This is a genomic window from Salimicrobium flavidum (assembly GCF_900156645.1).
In the GTDB taxonomy this organism is placed as follows: Bacteria; Bacillota; Bacilli; order Bacillales; family Halobacillaceae; genus Salimicrobium; species Salimicrobium flavidum.
The window spans coordinates 136,192-158,477 of sequence record NZ_FTOC01000007.1; the positions used below are offsets into that span (position 1 = coordinate 136,192).

At 44.8% G+C, this 22,286-nt stretch carries 25 protein-coding genes; 4 read left to right on the forward strand and 21 right to left on the reverse strand.

The annotated features are described in order from the left end of the window. Positions 1-18 precede the first annotated feature (18 nt). The 12 genes from ccpA to BW944_RS10805 all read right to left on the reverse strand — a co-directional run bounded on the left by ccpA (position 19) and on the right by BW944_RS10805 (position 12,126). Positions 19-1,017: a catabolite control protein A gene (ccpA, locus tag BW944_RS10750; protein WP_076559538.1), complete on the reverse strand. Its 999-nt coding sequence runs from the start codon at positions 1,015-1,017 to the stop codon at positions 19-21. A 168-nt stretch (positions 1,018-1,185) separates the two neighbouring features. Beyond that, positions 1,186-2,262, reverse strand: coding sequence for a bifunctional 3-deoxy-7-phosphoheptulonate synthase/chorismate mutase (locus tag BW944_RS10755; protein WP_076559540.1), 1,077 nt, complete (start codon positions 2,260-2,262; stop codon positions 1,186-1,188). 125 nt (positions 2,263-2,387) lie between these two features. Further along, a complete protein-coding gene (ytxJ, locus tag BW944_RS10760) occupies positions 2,388-2,711 on the reverse strand; it encodes a bacillithiol system redox-active protein YtxJ (protein ID WP_076559541.1) in 324 nt (107 codons plus the stop codon). A gap of 149 nt (positions 2,712-2,860) precedes the next feature. Then, entirely contained in the window at positions 2,861-3,235 is a 375-nt protein-coding gene (locus BW944_RS10765; RefSeq protein ID WP_076559543.1) for a YtxH domain-containing protein, read from the reverse strand. Positions 3,236-3,249: 14 nt separating this feature from the next. Continuing rightward, on the reverse strand, positions 3,250-3,654 hold the full coding sequence (locus BW944_RS10770) for a DUF948 domain-containing protein (protein WP_076559544.1): 405 nt from the start codon (positions 3,652-3,654) through the stop codon (positions 3,250-3,252). Positions 3,655-3,852: 198 nt separating this feature from the next. After that, a complete protein-coding gene (gene murC, locus BW944_RS10775) occupies positions 3,853-5,142 on the reverse strand; it encodes a UDP-N-acetylmuramate--L-alanine ligase (RefSeq protein ID WP_076559546.1) in 1,290 nt (429 codons plus the stop codon). 175 nt (positions 5,143-5,317) lie between these two features. Beyond that, positions 5,318-6,430, reverse strand: coding sequence for a nicotinate phosphoribosyltransferase (locus tag BW944_RS10780; protein WP_076559547.1), 1,113 nt, complete (start codon positions 6,428-6,430; stop codon positions 5,318-5,320). An 82-nt stretch (positions 6,431-6,512) separates the two neighbouring features. Next, a complete protein-coding gene (locus BW944_RS10785; protein ID WP_076559549.1) occupies positions 6,513-9,080 on the reverse strand; it encodes a DNA translocase FtsK in 2,568 nt (855 codons plus the stop codon). A 222-nt stretch (positions 9,081-9,302) separates the two neighbouring features. After that, complete coding sequence (gene ytpR / locus BW944_RS10790; protein WP_076559551.1) at positions 9,303-9,908, reverse strand: YtpR family tRNA-binding protein; 606 nt, start codon at positions 9,906-9,908, stop codon at positions 9,303-9,305. Then, complete coding sequence (locus tag BW944_RS10795) at positions 9,905-10,729, reverse strand: DUF1444 domain-containing protein (protein WP_076559553.1); 825 nt, start codon at positions 10,727-10,729, stop codon at positions 9,905-9,907. The genes ytpR and BW944_RS10795 overlap by 4 nt, the downstream gene beginning before the upstream one ends. A gap of 19 nt (positions 10,730-10,748) precedes the next feature. Then, positions 10,749-11,063, reverse strand: coding sequence for a thioredoxin family protein (locus BW944_RS10800; protein ID WP_076559555.1), 315 nt, complete (start codon positions 11,061-11,063; stop codon positions 10,749-10,751). 34 nt (positions 11,064-11,097) lie between these two features. Then, complete coding sequence (locus tag BW944_RS10805; RefSeq protein ID WP_076559557.1) at positions 11,098-12,126, reverse strand: PTS sugar transporter subunit IIC; 1,029 nt, start codon at positions 12,124-12,126, stop codon at positions 11,098-11,100. A 136-nt stretch (positions 12,127-12,262) separates the two neighbouring features. On the opposite strand from BW944_RS10805, the gene BW944_RS10810 reads away from it, so the two are divergent. Continuing rightward, positions 12,263-12,703, forward strand: a complete 441-nt coding sequence (locus tag BW944_RS10810; RefSeq protein WP_076559559.1) for a YtoQ family protein — start codon at positions 12,263-12,265, stop codon at positions 12,701-12,703. A 42-nt stretch (positions 12,704-12,745) separates the two neighbouring features. On the opposite strand, the gene BW944_RS10815 is transcribed toward BW944_RS10810, so the two are convergent. Together BW944_RS10815 and BW944_RS10820 are read right to left on the reverse strand one after the other, a co-directional pair. Beyond that, positions 12,746-13,249: a DUF84 family protein gene (locus BW944_RS10815; protein WP_076559561.1), complete on the reverse strand. Its 504-nt coding sequence runs from the start codon at positions 13,247-13,249 to the stop codon at positions 12,746-12,748. Between the two features lie 91 nt (positions 13,250-13,340). Next, on the reverse strand, positions 13,341-14,408 hold the full coding sequence (locus BW944_RS10820; RefSeq protein ID WP_076559563.1) for a M42 family metallopeptidase: 1,068 nt from the start codon (positions 14,406-14,408) through the stop codon (positions 13,341-13,343). 148 nt (positions 14,409-14,556) lie between these two features. On the opposite strand from BW944_RS10820, the gene BW944_RS10825 reads away from it, so the two are divergent. After that, positions 14,557-14,874 carry a PepSY domain-containing protein gene (locus tag BW944_RS10825; protein ID WP_076559565.1) on the forward strand — a complete coding sequence of 106 codons (318 nt, stop codon included), beginning with the start codon at positions 14,557-14,559 and terminating at the stop codon, positions 14,872-14,874. 200 nt (positions 14,875-15,074) lie between these two features. Here the strand turns inward: BW944_RS10825 and BW944_RS10830 are convergent, their stop codons facing one another. After that, the gene (locus BW944_RS10830) at positions 15,075-15,920 is read right to left on the reverse strand and encodes a YtnP family quorum-quenching lactonase (RefSeq protein WP_076559567.1); all 846 of its coding nucleotides are present in this window, start codon (positions 15,918-15,920) and stop codon (positions 15,075-15,077) included. A gap of 57 nt (positions 15,921-15,977) precedes the next feature. Further along, positions 15,978-16,619, reverse strand: a complete 642-nt coding sequence (gene trmB / locus BW944_RS10835; protein ID WP_076559569.1) for a tRNA (guanosine(46)-N7)-methyltransferase TrmB — start codon at positions 16,617-16,619, stop codon at positions 15,978-15,980. A 260-nt stretch (positions 16,620-16,879) separates the two neighbouring features. Between trmB and BW944_RS15155 the strand changes: the two genes are divergently transcribed. Next, the gene (locus tag BW944_RS15155; RefSeq protein ID WP_200806516.1) at positions 16,880-17,038 is read left to right on the forward strand and encodes a hypothetical protein; all 159 of its coding nucleotides are present in this window, start codon (positions 16,880-16,882) and stop codon (positions 17,036-17,038) included. A 146-nt stretch (positions 17,039-17,184) separates the two neighbouring features. Here BW944_RS15155 and BW944_RS10840 read toward each other — a convergent pair whose 3' ends face one another. The 5 genes from BW944_RS10840 to BW944_RS10860 all read right to left on the reverse strand — a co-directional run bounded on the left by BW944_RS10840 (position 17,185) and on the right by BW944_RS10860 (position 21,899). After that, a complete protein-coding gene (locus tag BW944_RS10840; RefSeq protein WP_076559597.1) occupies positions 17,185-17,970 on the reverse strand; it encodes a phosphotransferase family protein in 786 nt (261 codons plus the stop codon). Between the two features lie 104 nt (positions 17,971-18,074). Continuing rightward, positions 18,075-18,974 (reverse strand): hypothetical protein, encoded by a 900-nt coding sequence (locus BW944_RS10845; RefSeq protein WP_076559571.1) that lies wholly within the window; start codon positions 18,972-18,974, stop codon positions 18,075-18,077. 8 nt (positions 18,975-18,982) lie between these two features. After that, entirely contained in the window at positions 18,983-19,495 is a 513-nt protein-coding gene (thpR, locus tag BW944_RS10850) for an RNA 2',3'-cyclic phosphodiesterase (protein WP_076559573.1), read from the reverse strand. A gap of 33 nt (positions 19,496-19,528) precedes the next feature. Next, on the reverse strand, positions 19,529-20,872 hold the full coding sequence (pepV, locus tag BW944_RS10855) for a dipeptidase PepV (RefSeq protein WP_159438230.1): 1,344 nt from the start codon (positions 20,870-20,872) through the stop codon (positions 19,529-19,531). After that, entirely contained in the window at positions 20,862-21,899 is a 1,038-nt protein-coding gene (locus tag BW944_RS10860; RefSeq protein WP_076559575.1) for a potassium channel family protein, read from the reverse strand. Before BW944_RS10860 ends, pepV begins: the two co-directional genes overlap by 11 nt. 172 nt (positions 21,900-22,071) lie before the next feature. Between BW944_RS10860 and BW944_RS10865 the strand changes: the two genes are divergently transcribed. Continuing rightward, positions 22,072-22,269, forward strand: coding sequence for a DeoR family transcriptional regulator (locus BW944_RS10865; RefSeq protein WP_084193720.1), 198 nt, complete (start codon positions 22,072-22,074; stop codon positions 22,267-22,269). Positions 22,270-22,286: the final 17 nt, after the last annotated feature.

A 22,286-nucleotide genomic window follows, 5' to 3' on the forward strand; every position in this document is an offset into this window, starting at 1 on the left:
ATACTTTACGTATCGTCATTATTCAGCGTTCGTTGAGTTTCTTTCCACGATTCGATGAGGAAGAATCACGTTTGTCTCTTCCACTTCTTCTTTATTCATCAATTTCGTCAACAGCCGCATCGACACAGCTCCGATATCATACATCGGTTGTACGACGGTCGACAGTGTCGGACGGATCATTGTGGCGAGTCTCGTGTTGTCGAAACCAAATACTTCAATATCCTCCGGAACCCTTACTCCTTGATCCTGGAAGCCGTGGATAACACCGAGAGCCATCTCGTCAGACGAAACAAACACACCGCTCGGGCGTTCATCAAGGTCCAACAGCTGTTCAGCCGCTTCGAGACCGGAGTCATAAGAATAATCACCCGTAGCCAGAAGTTCATCATCTATTCCAAGCCCATGTTCCTTCATCGCCTTCTTGTACCCGTTCAGTTTTCTTGTATTCACAATAGTATTGTCCGGGCCGGACACGTATGCCACCCGTTTGCTATGGGAAAGCAACAGATTGGTTGCCTCATACGCAGCATCTTCAAAATCGATATTCACAGACGGTGTTTCCATCGATTCATCCAGTGTTGCTGCCAATGTCACTGGTACGGAAGCATTGCGGAACTCCTGGCGATGATCCTCGGTAATATCTCCTCCCATGAATACGAGACCGTCGACCTGCTTGCCGAGCATCGTATTAATGAGATGTATTTCTTTGTCCTTGTTTTGGTCGGAGTTACTCAAAATGATGTTGTAATTATACATCGTCGCGATGTCTTCGATTCCTCTGGCAAGCTCAGCGAAAAAGATGCTGGAGATATCAGGGATGATTACCCCCACTGTCGTCGTCTTCTTGCTTGCAAGCCCTCTGGCTACAGCGTTAGGACGATAGCCAAGACGTTCGATCGCTTCATGGACTTTCTTCCTTGTGGCCGGTTTCACATTCGGGTTGCCGTTCACTACCCGTGAAACTGTCGCCATCGATACATTCGCTTCACGTGCTACATCATATATCGTTACATTCATATTCATTTCCTCCTCTAGACTCTCGTTATCACTATTATACTCACATATACAATACTAATAATCATACGATATTTATACCATTGCTGCAATTCATGTATCCTTATTCATTATAACGAATTTCTAACAAATTAAAAAGCCAGGCGTTATCGGCCTGACTTTTTAAGATTCTTATGATTTGACGGGCTGTTGCTTGTTGATTTCCTTGATGAAATTCTCGAATGTCGGAATATCCATCTGCTGAGCAGAGTCGGATAATGCAACGGCCGGGTCAGGGTGAACTTCAGCCATTATGCCGTCAGCGCCAATAGCTATTGCAGCTTTAGCAGCAGGAAGAAGTAAATCTCTGCGTCCCGTAGAGTGTGTAACGTCTACGAGGACAGGAAGGTGTGTTTCCTGCTTCAGGATCGGTACTGCTGAGATGTCCAGTGTGTTTCTCGTCGCTTTTTCGTAGGTACGAATGCCACGTTCACACAGGATGATCTGGTCATTCCCGCGGGAAATGATGTATTCAGCAGCATTAATGAATTCAGAGATTGTCGCTGACATCCCACGCTTCAGAAGGACAGGTTTTTTGACAGAACCGGCTGCTTTCAGAAGCTCGAAGTTTTGCATATTACGTGCACCGATCTGGATAACATCGATATATTCGACGGCTTTCTCAATATCCGCCGGATTGACGATTTCTGAAATGACAGCCAAACCTTCTTCATCTGCAACGCGCTTAAGAATTTTCAGACCTTCTTCCCCTAGTCCCTGGAAGTCGTAAGGAGAAGTACGAGGTTTGTACGCGCCTCCGCGTAGAAGCTTACCTCCTTGTTTCTTCACAGCCTGAGCCACTTCTTTCACCTGTTCGTAACTCTCTACGGAACAAGGACCGAAAACGTGAGTCAATTCTCCGGCTCCCACTTTTTCACCCTTAATATCTATAACTGTATCTTCAGATTTATTTTTTCGGGAGACGAGCAGTGCTTTACGATGGTCATCTTCCTGCAGCTCGAGGCTTGCTTTGAAAATTTCTTTGAATAATTGAGTGACCGTAGAATCTTCGAAAGGTCCTTCGTTTTTCTCTGAAATTTTATTCAGCATAGCGCGCTCACGGACAGGATCGAATCGGTTCATTCCTTGCTGTTCTTTCACCTCTCCGATTCGCTTTACCAAATCACCGCGTTTACTGATTAAATTTAATAGCTCTACGTTTACATCATCCAGTTCAGTACGTAGTTGATCGAGTTGTTGATTACTCATCGTTTATCCCCCTTATTGCTTCGTAAAGTATTGTGCTTACGATAATTAGGGCAATTATAGCTGAAATTTTTTGAATTGTCACCCTTATTGCAGAAATTCTTAATAGCAAACAGGATACGGTCTTATTATTGCTCGGAAACCGCCTGAGAGAGATTGGCTCTAGTAATATCAAAATGACTCGCATGCCATTTAACTTCTGCACCCTTTATATGAAAAGCCTGAGGTGACTCATGGGATATCTCCAATTGTTCAGCGACAAGCTGGGAAACATCTCTTGCTTCCTGTATGGGAATGAGATACACGCCCAGATCGGTCGATTGTTCAAACCCCTCTACTTCCGTCTTGGCAGAAGCACTGATCGGGCAGGTTAAACTGTGTTTCAATAGAATGAATTCGTTCTCCTGCTGTAACAAATTCTGAAAACCTTCTCCGGTCACGATCTGTTTCATACGTTAGCACTCCTTTTCTGGGTGAAGCTGTTCTGTCCATCTTAAATGTTCACTAATCGTTAGTCATTTTACTGAAAATCGTCTTTTTTATGCATGAATAGGAAAAAAGACAAGGGAACTCTCCCTCGTCTTTTCGGAAATTAATTGGCTTATCCTCTTTCCTGTTCCTGCTCCAGTTCACGAGCCGCTTCTTCTATAGCTTCTGCTACTTCTTGAGCCGCCTGCTCCGCTTCTTTTTCTTCGGAGTTCCCCTGAACTTTATCTTTGACTTTCGAGCTCAGTTCCTGAGACTTTTCAGTTACATTTTTGGAAAGGTCGGAAGTCGTGGAAACTGCCTGCTCTTTCCACTCTCCTGCTTTCTCTTTCCATACTCCGGAATTTTCATTCAAATTCTCACGCAGTTCTTTCCCTGACTTCGGAGCAACGAAAAGCGCCGTAGCGGCACCGAGAAGAATCCCGATAACTGTACCTAAAATAAAGTCTTTGCTGTTGTTCTGATTCTGGTTCTGATTGTTCTGATCCATTTCCAAATCCTCCTCTAAAGATTATACTTTTTTGAAATTCCCCACACATCCAGTACAGCATGCACCCATCCAAATACTTCATTTACCTCTCTTGAGTCAGCACGGACTCTGGAAGTAGGTATGTCTTCAATGGATTTGTCGAGCTCCTGCATTTTTTCTGAAGGACCTTTGAATTGCTGTAAAGTCTGATCCAGGAGCTCTTTATGACTATTCAACTTTTCTGTGAGAGAATCGCCCTTTTCCTGCAGAGAAGTGATTCCTGTTGTTATCCCCTCCGTCTTCTCCTCTACTCCTTTAATTGTGTCGTTCGCTTTATTGTTCGTTCGCTTAACGACAGAAAGAGTTTTGAAAACATAGACGGCGAGTATAATCAGTGCAAGAACTGCGATTCCGATTGCAGCATAAGTAAGAATATCCATAGCCATCACTCCTTTATCCTTATGTAAATGGTACTTATACCATATTACCCCACTCAAGGAGCACATAAACTCTAAATACCCATTCACTCACTATTCTTTATTTACAACAGAAGTCCTTTTAAAAGAATAACACTTTCTCCGGGTTTTTGAAATACTATTCTTCAGAAGATATGTAAGAAACGGCCGGTGTTGGCCGTTTCAATTTTTTTCGTAAGCTTTCTGGAACTTCTGAATGTCCCCCGCTCCCATGAATAACAGCACACCGCTACTGTACTGTTGTAGCATCTCGGTATCTTCGAGAGATAGGATTTCAGAATGAGGAATCAGCTCCTGCAGATCGCCGATGGTCAAAGTCCCTTTGCTTTCACGTGCCGATCCGAAGATATCACACAGGTATACATAATCCGCTTCTTGAAGACTATCCGCGAATTCCTGCAGAAAAGCTTTGGTCCTCGAAAAAGTATGGGGCTGGAAAATAGCCACCACGGAACGTTCTTTGTATTTTTTTCTGGCAGAATCGATGGTTGCAGCTATCTCAATCGGGTGATGAGCGTAATCATCTACAAGTATCTGATCTTTCCATTCTTTTTCGGTGAATCTTCTCTTCACCCCTGTGAAAGTCTTCAGAGCATCAATCTCTTTCGGAGACATCCCTTCATAATCACATAGGGCAATGACACTAAGAGCATTCAGAATGGTATGCGAACCGAACTGCGGGATGGTGAAGGTACTGAAATACGTCCCTCTTACAAATACTTCGAATGTCGTGCCCTCTTTCGTTTCCTGGATATTTTTAGCCTGGAAATCATTCGTGTCTTCAAAACCATAATAAACAATCGGCACGTTTGCATGGATGTGCTGAAGATGTTCATCATCCCCGCAGGCAATGATTCCTTTTCTGACTTGCATTGCCATTTGCTGAAAAGCTTCATAGACATCATCGATGCTGGTGAAATAATCCGGATGATCGAAATCAATGTTAGTCATGATCGCGTAGTCAGGATAGTAAGCGAGAAAATGGCGCCTGTACTCACAGGACTCGAAGGCGAAATACTTACTTTCCTCTCCTCCTTTGCCTGTCCCGTCCCCTATCAGATAAGAAGTAGGGTGATTCTCTTCAAGGACGTGAGCGAGCAATCCAGTAGTGGAAGTTTTTCCGTGTGCTCCTGTGACTGCTACACTAGTATATCCTTCCATCCATTTTCCGAGGAAATCGTGATACCGGTAATAATCGATCCCCAGTTCTTTCGCCCGTTTGATTTCTTCATGGTCATCGCCAAAAGCATTCCCTGCAATGACGACGTATTCTTCTTTAATATTCTCAGAGGAAAAAGGCATAATTTTTATCCCTTTTTCTTCAAGGGATTTTTGAGTGAAAAAGTATTTATCGACATCGGATCCCTGGACCCGCTCTCCTGAATCATGAAGTATTTGTGCCAGTGCACTCATACCCGTTCCTTTAATACCAACAAAGTGGTAAATAGTCATAAAAAGAACCTCCGTAAGTGTTTCCATATATTTAAAAGCATATGTAATTCCCGAGAAACTGTCTTCCTCAAAGACGAATGCTTTATTATTTTACCACGTTCCTTTATCAATCAAAAGGGAGAACTGTTTTTCCGCCCCATGAATAAAAAGCACGAAACATTCCGTGCTTTTTATTTCAGTCCGCAAAAGTATATTCGACCTTTTCAAGACGTGGGTTCGGGTAATACTTGCGCCCCTGTTTCGCTTCCCGTTTACCGTTAAGCATTACGTTGTCACCGGTGAAGCCTATATTGATCTTAAGCAGACTGCCCCCGACGCCATACATATCCACGGGAACCTTCCGTTCTTCGAAATGGCGGATACGCTCTTCTGTAAACCCTCCACTGACGATGATCTTCACGTGATGGAACCCTTCTTTATCAAGGGCTCTCCTCAAAGCGAAAACAAGTTCAGGGTTCACACCTCTCGGGTCGAACGTTCCCATAAGGTGTTCATTTCTCAGAAAGTATTTGTCGACGAGCGTCCGGGAAGTGTCGAGGCGAACACCTTTCAAGTCTTTATCGAAAGCGCGGGCCACTTTCAACGAATCGGTAATCACATCGTTATTATAATCTACGAGAGCGGTCAGTTCATCTTCCGGGAATTCTTCCTTGTAAGCTTTCGTAGCTGCAACGGCATCACCTTCGAACATTTGTAAAAGGGCGTGAGGCATCGTTCCCATACCTGCTTTCCCCCACCATTCATTCATAGCATGCGTGGCCTGGGCAGTAGATCCTCCGATGAATGCGGCGTACCCATCACCGGCCTGTTGAGTGTAGTGATCATCACGGTCTCCCATAAAAATGATAGGCTTTTGTTTGCCTGAAGTACGGGCTGCTTTTACGACATTATAGACATTCGTAGCCACTGACGTCCTCCGCGCAAGAATACCATCAATGATGCCTTCAAGGTATCCGAAGTCCTGGTATCGGCCGGTTACTGTCAACACCGATTCAAAAGGATTCACACGGTCTCCGTCTTTCAGAGAGTGGATATCGAGACTCTCAGGGTTATCAGCGAACGTATGAATAAGTGCAATCGCTTCATCCGTTCCACACAATACGGCATTGTTTTTCTGGAAGAACTGTATGGTGATCTCATTATCCTCTACATGATTTTGAACTATTTTTTTGGTTTTTAAAAAATAAACGGCAGAAAACCAACCTTCACCGATTCGTTCATCGAACTTGAAGGTTTTATTCGTAAGACGATTGATTTCTCCGTTCAGTTTTTGGGATATCTCCTTCATGACTTTACTCCTTATCCATATAAATCGTAATCACTTCACTTCTATCATAATGAATTGAACAGTTTTTCACAAGGGGAGCGTTTCAAGAGGTCTCTCCGTGTCTCCACTCTTCGAATTTCTTTTCACTCCATAAAACCTCTCTCGGTTTACTTCCATTTTGTTCGGATATGATTCCGTGCTGTTCCATCTGATCGATGAGTCTGGCGGCACGGTTATATCCAACCCTGAACCTGCGCTGAATGAGTGAAGCACTCGCTCCATTCTGAGTAAGAACGAATTCTACTGCTTCATCGAATAGAACGTCCGTTTTTTCTTCAGAATCGATCTGTTTCAGTAAGTCATTCTGCTCAAATAAATAATTCGCAGGCGCAATCTTCTTCATATGATTGGTAACTCTGGTTATTTCATCGTCAGAAACGAAAGCTCCCTGGATTCGTTTAGGAACGCGGTCTCCGTTTCCTATGAACAGCATATCGCCTTTTCCTAACAGTTTTTCCGCACCGCCGGAGTCGAGAACCGTTCTTGAATCCGCCTGACTGGAGACACTGAACGCGATCCGTGTAGGGATGTTGGCTTTAATGAGTCCGGTGATGACATCAACCGAAGGACGCTGCGTCGCCACAAGCAGATGTATACCACAAGCTCTCGCCTTTTGGGCGATTTTACAAATAGCATCTTCCACGTCCTGTGGAGAAGTCATCATCAGGTCGGCGAGTTCGTCAATGACAATGACGAGATAAGGAAGCTTTTCCTCTTCTTTCCCTTCTCTTTTCACTTTCTCATTGAATTTCTCTACGTCCCTGACTCCATACTCCACAAATTTTTCGTATCGGTCTTCCATTTCCTGGACCGCCCACTTAAGTGCAGTGGCAGCAGCCTTCACGTCCGTAATTACCGGGGACACGAGGTGTGGCAACCCGTTATAAGGAGCAAGCTCGACCATTTTCGGGTCAATCAGCATGAACTTAACATCTTCATAATGGGATTTGTATAAAAGACTGAGGAGAATCGTATTGATACAGACGCTTTTCCCGGAACCTGTCGCTCCTGCAATCAAACCGTGGGGCATATCCTTCAGGTTCGTAACCGAAGGGATGCCAGCGATATCAAGACCCAGTCCGACTGTCAAAGGGGAATCGCTTTTCGTGAAATCGTCTGTCTCGAATATTTCCTGAAGGCCCACGATCTGTGATTTTTTGTTCGGAACCTCGATGCCGACTGCCTGTTTTCCAGGTATCGGGGCTTCCATCCTTATGTCTTTTGCAGCCATTCCGAGCTTGATGTCATCCGAGAGTTTGGTGATTTTACTCACCTTCACTCCCGGCTCCGGCTGTACTTCGAACCTCGTCACTGCCGGTCCTTTCATTGCATCCGTCACCTTCGCCTTCACCTGGAACTGCTGCAGTGTTTTTTCGAGCTGTTCCATCTGTTCACGGATGATATGGTCTTCATTCTCTTCCTGGGTCACCCGGTCATTGAAAAGGTGGAGCGGGAGCTGATACTCCGTCCGGGCTGAAAGTTTATGTTCAGCCTCTCCCCTTTTTTCATGCGAGGAGGTTACGGAAGGAGCAGGGTCGGGCTCATCCTTCTCTGCCGGGGCTTCAGAGGTGTCCTCCGTTTTTTGCGCTCTGCTTCTCGAACGTTTATCCCTTGGAGTCATGATAACGTTGAAAGGCACGGACGATTTCTGCTTGTTTTCCTTTCTTCCGGAAGGAGTCGATTTCTTTTTGACAACCGTCTCCTGAGTTTCGTCCTCATCCTTCTGCACACGTGCTGACCCAGGCTGCTCTTCCTCGACAAGGGGAGCATCCTTGATTTCACTTCCTTCATCTGATGAATCGATCTCCACTTCGTCGTTCAGGACTACTTCTTCCGTTTCAGGGACGACTTCCGTTTCTATAACTTCTTCATCTTCCTCAGGTTCTACAAGCTCTTCAGCTTCTGTGACCGTCTCAGGTTCTACAGATTCCTCCGTTTCCGTTTCTTCCGGATCCGTCACTGGTTCGGATACAGGTCGGGTCTCCTCCTGTTCGATGGACAAGTGCAGATTTTCTGTAACGATATCATCGGTATCTTCTTTATCTTCTTCCTCTTCGGATATGGACGGGAAAGGATGCTTTATATCATCCTCTTGTTCATGAAATGGCTTTTTCTCCGGTTCAGGAGTGACTGTGAGTTCATTCTCCTCGAGCACCTCCGTATCTTTTGAAACAGAGTCTCCGCTATGTTCCTCGGAAGCCTTCTGATGCTGAAAGCCATAGATCGGGGAAGGGACGACAGTAGGTACAAACGGTTCCTCCGAAGGTGTGGGACGTTTTTTTTCGCTCGAATTCTTAGACCGGGAGTTGCTTCGCTCTTTCCGATACTCCGAAGTGTTATTTTCCTTGCCGTGCTGCTTTCTGGAAGCATTTTTATTCAAGGAACTGCTCGAAGCATCCTTTGGAGTAGCATTTTCCGTTACTGATGTATCGGGTATAACCGGAAAACGGAAAGATCCTGTTTTCGGATAATGGTACGTCATCTTCGATTTCGCTTCAGAACTTCGATATGTCGGCGTTTCTTTACGTTCCTCATTGAATTCATCTTCAGCAATTTCTCTCTCATCAGAGTCAAAAAGCTGTTTCCATCTATCGATAAATTGTTTCCACATAATTATTCACTCTTTCTCTTCATGCTTTTCTTTCCATTGTATCAGCTTTTGACCGGATTGTGTTTTTCAAAAACATTAAAAAAGCAAAGAGGGCGGTTCCTCTTTGCTCTTTGCTCTTTTGAATCAACTGGAGTTGTCTTTTGTTTAGTAAAGCTTCATCTAAGATTCTGTAAATTGTCCGTTCGGGATCGTCCCGCTCTAAGCCTTGAGCAGTGGATGGAATCAGAAGTGGAAAGCTTCTCCCGTTTCATAAGAATCTTCCAATACAAGGATACCCTTCTCTTCAGGAGCATCAGGCAATTGGAGCTCTTTAGCGGAACAGATCATCCCGCTTGAAGCGACTCCCCTCAATTTCGCATCCTTGATTTTCATTCCACTCGGCATCACTGCTCCCACTTTAGCTACAACTACCTTTTGTCCGGCATCCACATTCGGAGCGCCGCACACGATTTGCGTCTGTTCTTCTCCCAGATTCACCTGACATACGCTCAACTTATCGGCATTTTCATGCGAATCGATATCTTCCACATGTCCCACAACGAATTTATGCTCCAGATCAAAGTCCAAATTATCTTTCAAACCCTGGGCTGAAAAGATATCTTTCATCGTTGTGAGCATTCTTTCATTCATGCGGAACTGTCCGTGTTCCAATTCATCAAAATGACTGGAAGCACGAAAAATGTTATAGCCGAGGACCGAACCATCGGTCTTATCTTTGATTTTTGTGATATCTCCGTGGTTCTCATGCATACGATTGTTACGATCCGCTTCTTTGATAGGGATCATGAGCACGTCCCCGACTCCTTTGGTATTGTAAAAAACATTCATTTATCATCGTCTCCTTTTTGTTCCTTCGGTTTTTTCTGAGCAAGAATGAAGATAGGTTCCAACTTGCCATCTTCGTAATAGAAGGACAGCGATGTTACCGGAACGATACCTTCAGCAAAAAATTTCATTGCCATCTGAGCCAATATATCGTAGCCTCCGTCATTCTGGACATCAGCGAAGATGATCACATCCTGGTGTGGAATGCTGATGGCAAGTTCCCCTTTACATTCAGCCTTCATCTCCTCAAGTAGAGATTCATTCAATATTCTGCTGGCATCGTAGCCATCATTGAGAGACTGGAAATAAAAATCGTTGCCATACACGGTATCTTTCCGCAGGTTCACTTCCAGAGAGCGCACATTGAAGGAAGCTACTTCTTTTATGCGTTCCTCTGTCCATCCCTCCTCGGCTAGCTTCTGTTCGTCGAGAAGCTGATAGGACCTGCCCAGGTCGAGCGCGTAAAAGATTCTCGTTTCCGCAGTATGCTCCGAATAGATCAACTTCTTCCCGTTTTCGGTCTCGACAGGAAAAGAAGCGGCACGAATAACCGGAAAAATCTGCTTCTCTTTTCCGGCCAGTTCTGTCGTCTCATTCATGACACGTAGTGCTTCACGAATGTGTTCTTCCAGTTCATCCAGGGCTTTCTCTCCGTCCTGCTGCCACTTGGAGATTACATTCGGCACCGTTATCGTAATCCCTTCTCCGGATTCTTCCCACTCTATACGAAAAGTGTCTTTATCTCTATTAAAAGAAGTGCGCCACTGATCATGATCGAGACGCTCTTCCAATTTTCTTTTCATTTGTATACTTGTCATTTTCATCGGTAAAACTCCTCTGTAATCATTTCGCTTCGTCGATGAAAGCCTGGATTTCTTCCGGTGTCTTCCGGTCCTTGCTGACGAATCTCGCTTTTTCTTCCCCGTCTTTGAAAGCGAGGAAACTCGGGATACCGAAGATGGAGTGATCAGCACATAGATCGATGAATGCATCACGGTCTACATGGATAAATGTCCACTCCGGGTTTTCCTGTTCCAACTCTGGCAACGCCGGTTCAATCACTCGACAATCCGGACACCAGTCGGCAGAAAACATGAACACTACATTTCTTTCGTTTATCAATTGCTGAAATTGTTCGTGCGATTGTAAGTTTTCCATATGTCACCCCTCCAAAAACCATTGTAGCATACCACTATTTGGATTCAATCGCCAAATCTCCGGGCTTGATCCACTGTTTCTTTCTGAACCATACGCCAACTATTACGCTTATAGTGAAAGGTACGAGCAAATGGCTGACAAGGAGAGCGATACCTACACTGGTGCTCCACCCCATCGTTTCAATCGTCATAATCTGACCGACGAGTCCACTCGTCCCCATCCCGGCCCCTGCCGCATTATTTTCCAGAGTGAAAACTACTGTAGCTACCGGTCCGGCTACTGCCCCTGCCAATACCGGCGGAATCAGAACGATGGGTTTACGGATAACGTTACCGATCTGGAGCATAGATGTGCCAATAGCCTGTGCAACGATTCCTCCGAAGCTATTATCCTTATAACTGATTGTGGCAAAAGAAATCATTTGTGCTGCACAACCGGCAGCGGCTGCCCCCGCGGCGATACCATCGAGGGAGAGCATGAGTGAAATAGCGAGGCTTGAAATCGGAGCTGTCAAAGCGATTCCCATAAGCACACTTACGACTATTCCCATTAAAAGCGGTTCCTGGACAGTCGCCCAGTTGATCACTTCCCCGAACCACTGGAGAAATGAACCAATCGGAACCCCTATCAGGGTCCCCGCCGTATACCCTGTTACAATGGTCAAAAATGGAGTAAGTATAATATCAAGACTGGTTTCCTTACTGATGATTTTACCGATTTCTGTACTGACCAGTGCTGCAATAAATGCTCCGGCAGGGCCCCCGGTCTCGGCACCGATTGCTCCGCTGAAAAGCGCAGCGAAAAGCACGAGCGGGGGGGCTTTCAACCCATAAGCTACGGCAACGCCTATCGCGCCTCCCCACACGATTACGTTCATCAACAGATCGCCCATCCTCATGAGATGATCGGATATGAATGCCAACGGAAGCTGCTCTCCGATCGTTTGTATAATCAGCCCGATGATGAGTGAAGAGAATAACCCTAAAGCCATGTAACTCAACGCATCGATGAAATATACTTTCGGAGAGAGAGAAATATCTTTCTTTTTCAGAAAATCTTTCATGAACAATCCCCCTTTTGCTTTACTTATCTTAAACCAGTGTATATACATATGTAAATGAAATTACAGAAAAAGATAGGGATTATCAGAAGGGTTTGTGGGGTATATTATCTGAGGAAAAATCAGAAGGAGGAGTTTCATGGAACTGAGAGTATATTTAGCAGGTCAAATTCATGACAACTGGAGGGATGAGGTTAAACAAAAAGCCGATGAAAAAGGAATTCAGGCGAAATTTGTTCATCCTCAGGAGAATCACAGCCGCTCCGATGATGTCGGTGAGGATATCCTCGGACCCCAACCAAATAAAGAGACCAAAGATGACAAAGCCTCTGCCATCAATAACTTCCGGACTAAATTACTTATGGAACGCTCGGACGCCGTCATCATTTATTTCGGTGAAAACTATAAACAATGGAACACAGCGATGGATGCGGGTATCGCTATCCAGGCTGGCAAACCGACCATTCTTATCAGGGACGAAAATCTGATTCACCCGCTTAAAGAGCTTTCGAATCAGGCGACCGTGACTGTAGAAACGATCGACCAGGCCATAGACGTACTACAGTATGTCTATGAATGAGTAACGGAACAAAAGCGATCACAGCCTCCGGCGTGATCGCTTTTATAATCGGTGATACTCCCACTGCCCCTTCAAAAGGGTGACGATATGCTCGAACATTTTATCACGGTTCATATTTCCATTCGTGAAGATCCCGATAGCTCCTTCTTGTTTCCGCACATCATTTTTCTGTGTGTACTTCTCCATCACTTCCCCGAGCTCAAGACCCTTGTTCATCTGTTCGTGCACTTCATCAGGCAATGGAATCCTTGCCCCTGCAGCGGTATATATATTTTCCTGCTGGTCGACGAGCGCTCCCCAGTTACAAAGATAAAGATCATCGTCGATCTCCATCACTCCACCCTCAAGTCCGATACCGAGATCCGCTTTCTGGGCCATCGCACATTCTCTGGCACGGTGAATCGCACCTTCGAGTGTTTCCTCATCCGAGAAAGGTTGGGAAGAGACTTTTGAATCCACATCCATTTCAACTACCGTGTCTTCGGGAAAAGCATCCGTGACAGCGGTCAGTTTGGAAGGATTCAGAGAACCTACATAAATTTTCATTTCGTCCACCTACACTATTCTTAAAGTATGATTTACTCATTATAGCAAAAAAATCGCTCAGCCTAAACAATTAAAGCTGAGCGTTTTAAAATTATACACCTTTTTTGATCTGTTCAAGTGCATTGGCGTCTGTAGTTTTTACAAGCTTTACCAGCAATTCTTTAGCAGCAGCATAGTCATCGACATGAATAATGGAAGAGGAGGTATGGATATAGCGTGAACAGATTCCGACGACTGCAGAAGGGATTCCGTCATTTGCTGTATGAACCCGTCCCGCATCCGTTCCTCCCTGGGAGATGAAATACTGGTAAGGAATATCATTGGATTCAGCTGTATCGAGAATGAATTCTCTGATTCCTCGATGGGTGATCATCGTACGATCGAATATGCGCAGGAGAGCCCCCTTACCGAGCTGACCGAATTCATGGCTCTCCCCGGACATATCATTCGCCGGAGAAGCATCGAGTGCATAGAAGATATCAGGTTGGATCATATTCGCGGCGACCTGAGCTCCTCGCAATCCAGCTTCTTCCTGTACCGTCGCTCCCGAATAAAGTTCGTTCGGCAGTGCCTCTCCCTGCAGCTCCTTGAGAAGTTCTACGGACAAACCACACCCGTAGCGATTGTCCCATGCTTTCGCCATTATCTTTTTCTCATTGGCCATCGGTGTGAATGGACAGACAGGCACAATCGGTTGTCCCGGTTTGACACCGATATTTTCAGCGTCTTTTTTATCGTCGGCCCCGATATCGATCAGCATATTTTTGATTTCCATCGGTTTCTTCCGCTGTTCCTCCGTCAAATTATGCGGAGGGATGGACCCGATCACCCCGGTGATCGCTCCTCTCTCTGTCATAATCTGAACCCGCTGGGCAAGCAGAACCTGGCTCCACCAGCCACCAAGCGGCTGAAAGCGGAGCATGCCGTTGTCCGTAATCTGCGTAACCATGAAGCCGACCTCATCCATATGTCCGGCTACCATTACTCGAGGGCCTTCTCCATGCTTTTTACCGAAAACTCCGCCTAACTTATCCTGGACCACTTCATCTGCATATGTTTCCAACTGCTCCTTCATAAACGTACGAACATCCCGTTCATTTCCAGGTGCACCCGGAAGTTCCGTCAATGTCTGAAACAAGCGCTTCGTCTCTTGATCCATATATGTACAACCCCTTTTTAAGTTCTCCTTTCCATTTTAACGAAAGATGAGTCGGGTTGCTACAATTCCCCGCTCAAAGTTTAGATTTTCTTTTCAGCGGATACTTTAGTATAATGGAACATATCATAATTAGTAGAGGTGAATAATAATGGATTGGAAAAAAGTAGCGCTTGCTACAGGCGCCGGAGTATTGGCCGGTTATGTAGTAAAAGAACAAATTGCGACGAAAAAAGGGGTCAACCCTGAGAAAGCTTTGAAAATTGCGAAAGAAGCATTCAAAAAACAAGGACCGATCAGCGGTTCCTGGATTTACATGAAGCCTGAGCAACTGAACAAAAACGGCATCAACTATGATGTATATCGCGGAGGAATCTCCCGCAATCAGGACGGGGAGACTTCTCAATACGAGTTCTTCATCGACAGTGCCACTGGTACGATCGTTGATGTGTCCGAGGAAGCATCCTAACAGAAAGTTTTTTCAAGAAAAAATCCGATTTATCCACGATATTCTCAGGAATGTTGGATAAATCGGATTTTTCTTTTTTACATGGCTACCCTGAAAATAAATATTCAGGCGGACGCTTGCCGCGGGCAATGCTTCCACCCGAAGAGACGAAAATCAACAATAAACGATAACAGAACCTTTTACATAGAGAGGTACAAAAATCAGTTACGCTCCCGTTCCACTTTATTCACGATTTTTCCTTCTTCGTCGAATTTAAGAGCACGGTAGTATGCGTCATGGTAAAATGTATACCACGAACCTTTTTTGTACCCTTCCTCCATCCATTTATCTTTTTCATGAACACTGGTAACGGGGTAATCATCAAAAGCGAGGGCCCACAACTTATTTTGATGAGCATGCGTGGGCATGAGATCCGCCATGTGAATGAAGGAATCCTCTCCCCGCTCGAAACTGATAACGGAGTGACCATTGCTATGACCGCCCGTGTGGACCATAGCCAATCCCGGGAGTACTTCTATACGTTCCCCGAAAGTCTCTACGTGATTTTGAACAGCTTCCCAGTTCTCTCTCCAATATGTATTCTTCGAACGCATATTCGGCTGTTTCATTTCTCCCCACTCGATTTCACTGACAATGATTCTGGCATTCGGGAACACAGGCTGATACGTCCCATCCTTTTCTTCCGTCAGTCCACAAGCGTGATCGAAGTGAAGGTGGGTCATCAATACGACGTCAATGTCCCCCCGGACCAATCCCAACTTTTTGAGAGACTCGTCGATTCGGCTCTCTTCAGTGACACCGAAATTTTTCAACTGTTTCTCGGAAAGTTTTCCATTCCCCATGCCTGAATCAATAAGCAGTATCTTTCCGTCCAGCTCGAGCAGAATCGGATCCGTCCGAAGCTCAATCTGGTTCTTCTCATTCACCGGGTATTTCTTGCTCCATAACGGCTTAGGAACCACTCCGAACATCGCGCCGCCATCCAGATGATTGTTTCCTCCATCAAGCCAGGTCAGTACTGCTTCTCCTATCATCAATTTCTCCATAATCATCCCTCCTTACTTACTATAGTAGCACAGCTTCTGGAGGTAGTGTAAGCGTTATCACTTTATATTGATTACGATGCACCGGTAGATCGGTTGACCCTTTTCGGCAAATTTCTCCTCATACTCTGTCATCACGTTCTTCTCCTCTTCCAACTCATGCAAATCAAGAGTGACGTCCTCGATCACCATTCCGAACTGAGAAAAACTGGCCAGCGAATACTCGAATAATCCACGGTTGTCCGTTTTCATAGTGATCTTTCCTCCGTCTTTCAAAATTTCCTTATATTGTTCCAGAAAGGATTCATAAGTCAAACGGCGTTTTGCGTGCTTCGTCTTTGGCCACGGATCGGAGAAATTCAAATAAAGATGATCGATTTCACTTTCGCTGAACATATCACGTAAATCTTTGGCATCTTCATTCACTAGTACAGCATTGGAAACCTCGGCTGCTTTCACTTTCTTAAGCGCCCCGACCATTACACTCTTCACCCGTTCAATACCGATGAAATTGGCTTCAGGAAAGTTTGCAGCCATACCTGCTACAAATTGTCCTTTGCCGGAGCCGATTTCCAGGTGAAGCGGCTTTTTATCTGTGAAAGCTTCCTTCCAGTTTCCCTTATATGAAAATGGGTCCTGAAGAATAATATGATTGTTTTCCTCAAAAAATTCATCTGCCCACGGTTTGTTACGAATTCTCACTAAAACTCCTCCTTTTTCTTTCAATATCGTACCACGGTTTTCCCATTTAAAAAAATTAATCATCAATTTTGAACTATGAGGAAGTATAAAGAAGTATAGACACTAATGCAATGATATGAAGGAGATGCATAACTACAACGGCCTCTTAAGCTTATGAACGGTGATAAATAGACTACTTCTTCTCTTGGGTTGTAAGCGCTTCCTGCACTATGCTTATATATGTGCTGAACAAAAACTATTAATCAAATGGAGATGAAATGATGAATCTACTAAGTGGTATCGTCGATCTTACAGTTCTTGCAACATTCGGAGTACTATTTGTCGGTTACAGCGTACTTGTATATCCGATGGAAGTATTGGCTGAAAAAACGAATGCAGAAGCTCGCGAAAATAAATTGAAATATGCACCGGAACTATAAAATCCAGCAGTCATAAAAAGCTTGCAGAACTCAATCTGCAAGCTTTTTTTATTGGTTCTGTTACGTTTGAACAGCCTTTTAGTCTCTTCTTCCATTATAAAAACTCCCCTTCTCCCGGCTAAGTTGAACCGAAAGAAAGAGAGTTTCTAATCCATCACTTCTTCAAGCAGACAGAGTCGTGCCTCCACCTCTTTTTCTTCTCCCCGCATGTCATGCCATTGGATGAAAGAAAGCAGCTGGGAAATAGCGTACCATTTCATTTTCCGAAACAATTCATCGGTAGCCTGTATTCCATAATAACTAAGCCACTCTTCCCAGTTCGACTCCGGAACATAAAAATATAAGAGCATTCCAAGGTCAAGAGCGGGGTCAGCCACCATAGCGTTATCCCAATCAATAAGATAAAGGTATTCGTTATTGGATAACAACCAGTTATTGTGGTTCGTATCACAATGACAAACGACACAGTCCGTATCTTCGATTGTAAAACAGTGCTGTTCAAGATATACAATCGCTTTCTCTACACCCGTATGGTGCCGCAGATGAGGAGTGAGTGCTAAATCGTTCATTATATCAGTCATTATATCTGTGGGGGATAACGGCGTTTTTCCCAACCGCATAAGCATATCAAGCAATTCTTTTGAATGGTGGATCTTACTGAGTAATTCTGCCACTCTCGGATGGGACATCTCTTCCGGTTCGAGTTCGCGTCCGTCCATCCAATCTTGAGCTGTGATGACATCTCCACTTTCGAGACGTTTTGTCCAAACGAGTTTCGGCACAATACCTTCTGCAGAAAGCACAGCCAGAAAAGGAGAAGAATTTCGTTTTAAAAACAAACGCTTCCCTTCCTGTTTTTTCGCAAAATATGCTTCCCCCGTCGACCCACCTGCCGGAGTAATAGACCATTCATCCCCTAATAATTGTTCCAACCAGTTCACCTTCAATTCCTCAATTCCTGTTGAGTATTCTTCGGTCACTCTTTTTTGTCATATAGACTTTCTTACATTAACGCATAAGGACCTCGTCTTTCAAGTTATTCTGTCTCTTCCCATTCAGGCCTGCGTACAGAAGTGGTCCTGGTATGTTTCAGCAATAGCTGTGCCGTTTTCAACTGTATATGTTTTAATGGCATTCTCAACATCCGTTTATCATTCATCCATCCCTCGTACTCTTCTTTTCCTATATAGTCCGTCTGGTAAGGGCGCGTCGTCTTATTGAAAGTCCCTTCCGGCGCCAGAACAACTTTACGATAAGGGAAGGTGTGACCATACGAATGAAACACACTTCGCACGTATGTTTCTGCTCGTTGAAGGGGTAGGAGAGGATTAGGTATTTTCCTCCTCACTCCTCTTTCTTCCACATACCAGCTCTTCCCTTCTTCGGGAAATATCTTCACCCCATTTTCGACATCAAGGTGTACAATGATATCGAGTTCGTGAGGCCCGATCAGCAACTGATCAAGCCCAAGCACTGCACGTTTCATTTCTACTTGCGGTTCATACATAAGGAGAAACGTATCGGGGAATCGCTGCAGATAAAATTTCAACAACGCATCCTGTTCATACGTACGGTCGAGAAAGGATTTTTCATGTATGGTCGTCGAAGCCCATTTCAGTTGAAAAGAGAGGAGCTGATCAAGAAAGTAATGCTTCAACTCTTCTTCGTTGGCCGGTTCGCTCGGAGCACGCTGTTGTCTTTCCCACATATCCTCTTCTTCGCCGGGCTTAACTTTATTCCACATCCGCTTCATCCATCCCTCATTCAGAGGAGGTGTTTCCTTTTCTTCTACCGGTTCATGCAGCTGTCCGCGTCTCCAGGTGCTCTGGAGTCCTTCCCAGTTCGTTTTTTTCATTTGAATGAACTGACTGGAATATTGGTATATATTGGATTCATAACGCGATATGTAATCCTGGAGTTTTATTAATTGTGCCATCTTTTCACCTATCTCCTGAGAACGGCGGACGCCACCTGTTCGTATTTAGGGCTTTCTCCGGGGCGAATCCGGAAAAGAGCGCAACTATTCACTTCCCAAGGATAACTCTCTTCCGGATCGAGAGAAGGCAGCACCCCATCTCTCCACTTTTTAGCAAGCGTGATATGAGGACGAAAGCTTTTCTGCGCTCCGTCCTGAAAATGGTCATACAAGTGCCGTAGTTCTGGCGTGAGGGGTATAGATTGATACACGACTCTTGGAGTGCGTCCATTACCGAAAAAATCTACACCCCCGACCGGAAGCCGGAAGGACGAAAAAGTTGAAGCCTCCTCCACTTTCTGTTTCCAGTAAGTGAAGTCCTCCACTTCTCCGAGGAAACGGAGCGTTACATGAAAATCCTCCGGGGCGGGCCACACCTTATAGTCCATATGTTCCTGCAGGCGCTGCTGCCTTTCGACTAATTTTTCGATCAACTGTCCATCTCTTACGGGGAGTCCTATAAAATAATGAGTTGATTTCAATTATATCATCCTCTTATCTGTAATAATAGGTTCTCATTCTTTCGTCCATTCATATATCGCGTTTTTGTAAATTTCTATTGCCTGGCTCATATCCTCACTTCGCACCATCTCATCCGCCTGATGGGCGGTATCGGGACTTTCCGGAAAAATTGCACCGAACGCCACTCCTGTTTTCAGGACCCGTGCGTACGTTGCGCCTCCAATCGCCTCCACTCCACTCGAGCGACCGGTCACGTGCCGATATGAATTCAACAGTGCCTGCACCCCCGCATGTTCCCGGGGGACGAACAAAGAGGGCATATGATCGGTTTCAGTGAAAGTTATCCAATCAGGAAGGTTTCGTTTAAGCTTTGTCAATAACTCGTCATATGAACGCGTGACAGGGTAACGGACGTTCAATCCGGCTTCCCAGGATTCTCCTGAGACGAAGAGCTTTCCGAGATTCATCGTCAGTTCTCCTGAAACATCATCTTCCGAACGGATACCAAGGCCGTCACCATCCTTTTCCACCAGGTGTTCTTTCAGCCATAGCACCGCTTCTTTTTGAGCCGAAGGTAAAGAAAGACAGCTCAGAGAATCAATCGCTTTTAAAATGGCATTCTCCCCTCTTTGAGGGGTGCTTCCGTGAGCGGAGACACCTTTGTATACGACTGTTATCTCTTCACCATTGCTGTTCACCTTTTCCGCTTCGGGAAACTCGAGGGTCTCTTCTCCCTTATGTAAAAGCGTGACTTCGGCCGTATCCGGCACCATATTCAGCCGCTCGCCCGCTTCAATCTGCTGCACACAGGTCGTTTGTTCCGTGGTTTCTGGGCTGACTTCGAGTTTCAATTGAAAATCAAGCAGACCTTTTTCGGCATGGATCACCGGAAAGACGGCGTCCGGGGTAAACCCGAAGTCGGGCATCTCTTGCTTCTTGAAATAATATTCAATCCCCTTCCATTCCCGCTCTTCATCCGTTCCTGCTATCAGTCTCACTCTTTTTTTAGGAACGAATCCCTCCTCTTTCAATGATTTCATAGCCATATAAGCAGCGATAAGAGGTCCTTTGTCATCCTGTACCCCTCTCCCGTACAAGGAACCGTTCTTCTTCGTCAATTCAAATGGAGGTACACTCCAGCCGTTGCCCGCAGGTACTACATCAAGATGGGCGAGTATACCGAATAATTCTTCTCCTTCTCCGAATTCAATATGACCTGCATAGTCCTCTGTATTTTCTGTCATGAACCCGTCTTCTTCCCCGATTTTCAAGAACTCTCTGAGTACTTCCTGAACGTTCTTCCCAAAAGGGGGGGAATCGTCACTATACACACTGGGGATACGGATAAGTCTTTCCAGCCGCTGTTCGAATTCAGTCATCGTTTCATTATTTCTCACGTTTCTTCGCTCCTCGTCCGGAAATTCGTTCATACGTTTGCTCATCACAGATAGCATACAATTCAGCATCTTCCGGTAACGTCTCTTTCAATTTTCGATTGATGGTCAAATCGCTCCCGTCTGCAATCAATGTAGCACCTTCTTCCAGAAGGTCATTGAAAGCATCTTCATAGGTCTTCCATTGCTCTTTCATCGGAATATGGAAAAGATCATCTCCTGTACCACGACTTAATAATTGACTGTATAGATGAGACACCCCTTTACGAAAAGCGGAACGTACCGCCAGGGTCGAAATCGTTTCATTGGAAATGATGAACTCATCGATGCTTGCATGCTTGAAATTACGAATATGATCCTCATCCATAATCTCGGCTATCGTATGTACATTAGGAGCAATCGATTCAATGGTGGAAACGACAAGCAGCGTCTCCCCGTCGGAGATGTAGTTACCGAAGTCTCTGTCTTTGGCGAACACTATCACTGATTTAGCCTTTTTTACATTCGCTTTGATGAGTACATCGTCTTTAGAAGCATCGCCTCTGACATAATAGATATTCTCCTTCAGCATCGGTGCTTCTTTCAAGTCATCAATCAGAACGATTTCAATATCTTTTTCCGTCTCCAAAATCTCTTCTACTGCAAATTTCGCTTTTTTGGACCACCCGATTATAATAATATGATTTTTTCCGTTGAACACAATATCACCTTCTATCCGTTTTTGACGATACGAACTGAACACCTCTAAAATTTTCCCAATCGCAACACCGATAAGACCGATACCGAACATGTATAACAATATGGCGACGATCTGACCTTCCCTTGTAACAGGAGAATAATCACCATATCCTACCGTCGTCACTGTCGTCATCACCCACCACAAACCTTCAAAGTACGTGGAGAATGTCTCGGGTTCAACCAATACGATCAACCAGGAAAATAAAATAATGATTCCGATACTTGATATGAAAAGTGTTGAATTATTGATCTCAGCCATTTTGGAAAACCAGCGTCTGATAAAATAATGCAAAGAGCTCCCCCCATTATGAATGCATAGTAAATTTGATGAATTTTCTGTTAAATCAGTCTCAAAAGGTAGAAGACATTTTTACTCTATTGTACAATAAGTATAACCCTCGGGATATGACACACAAGTAACTTATTACTGAAGGAGTGATTTATTGAATCGCCCATCAACACGGATGCTTGATCGTATCAAGTCGACCTATCTGTTCATAAAAACGGAAGGGACGGTGTCGACTACTCAAGTTGCTGAGGAATTCGGTATCACCGATCGTACTGTCCAGAGAGATTTACGCGTATTGGAATATAACGGCCTTGTGTGCAGTCCTTGCAGGGGAAAATGGAAAACGACCGAAAAGAAAGTGAAAGTTTCGTAAAGGGAAGGCACCCGTCT

Bases quoted from the DNA above. Each gene is read 5' to 3' on its own strand.
- BW944_RS10765 (WP_076559543.1), bottom strand. From the start codon at position 3,235: ATGGATCAGAACAATCAGAACCAGAATCAGAACAACAGCAAAGACTTT.
- BW944_RS10770 (WP_076559544.1), bottom strand. From the start codon at position 3,654: ATGGATATTCTTACTTATGCTGCAATCGGAATCGCAGTTCTTGCACTG.
- BW944_RS10755 (WP_076559540.1), bottom strand. From the start codon at position 2,262: ATGAGTAATCAACAACTCGATCAACTACGTACTGAACTGGATGATGTA.
- BW944_RS10865 (WP_084193720.1), top strand. From the start codon at position 22,072: ATGCTTGATCGTATCAAGTCGACCTATCTGTTCATAAAAACGGAAGGG.
- BW944_RS10845 (WP_076559571.1), bottom strand. From the start codon at position 18,974: ATGGCACAATTAATAAAACTCCAGGATTACATATCGCGTTATGAATCC.
- BW944_RS10815 (WP_076559561.1), bottom strand. From the start codon at position 13,249: ATGAAAATTTATGTAGGTTCTCTGAATCCTTCCAAACTGACCGCTGTC.
- BW944_RS10830 (WP_076559567.1), bottom strand. From the start codon at position 15,920: ATGGAGAAATTGATGATAGGAGAAGCAGTACTGACCTGGCTTGATGGA.
- BW944_RS10785 (WP_076559549.1), bottom strand. From the start codon at position 9,080: ATGTGGAAACAATTTATCGATAGATGGAAACAGCTTTTTGACTCTGAT.
- BW944_RS10800 (WP_076559555.1), bottom strand. From the start codon at position 11,063: ATGGAAAACTTACAATCGCACGAACAATTTCAGCAATTGATAAACGAA.
- ytxJ (WP_076559541.1), bottom strand. From the start codon at position 2,711: ATGAAACAGATCGTGACCGGAGAAGGTTTTCAGAATTTGTTACAGCAG.
- BW944_RS10805 (WP_076559557.1), bottom strand. From the start codon at position 12,126: ATGAAAGATTTTCTGAAAAAGAAAGATATTTCTCTCTCTCCGAAAGTA.
- BW944_RS15155 (WP_200806516.1), top strand. From the start codon at position 16,880: ATGAATCTACTAAGTGGTATCGTCGATCTTACAGTTCTTGCAACATTC.
- BW944_RS10810 (WP_076559559.1), top strand. From the start codon at position 12,263: ATGGAACTGAGAGTATATTTAGCAGGTCAAATTCATGACAACTGGAGG.
- ytpR (WP_076559551.1), bottom strand. From the start codon at position 9,908: ATGAATGTTTTTTACAATACCAAAGGAGTCGGGGACGTGCTCATGATC.
- ccpA (WP_076559538.1), bottom strand. From the start codon at position 1,017: ATGAATGTAACGATATATGATGTAGCACGTGAAGCGAATGTATCGATG.
- BW944_RS10780 (WP_076559547.1), bottom strand. From the start codon at position 6,430: ATGAAGGAGATATCCCAAAAACTGAACGGAGAAATCAATCGTCTTACG.
- BW944_RS10820 (WP_076559563.1), bottom strand. From the start codon at position 14,408: ATGGATCAAGAGACGAAGCGCTTGTTTCAGACATTGACGGAACTTCCG.
- BW944_RS10825 (WP_076559565.1), top strand. From the start codon at position 14,557: ATGGATTGGAAAAAAGTAGCGCTTGCTACAGGCGCCGGAGTATTGGCC.
- BW944_RS10795 (WP_076559553.1), bottom strand. From the start codon at position 10,729: ATGAAAATGACAAGTATACAAATGAAAAGAAAATTGGAAGAGCGTCTC.
- murC (WP_076559546.1), bottom strand. From the start codon at position 5,142: ATGACTATTTACCACTTTGTTGGTATTAAAGGAACGGGTATGAGTGCA.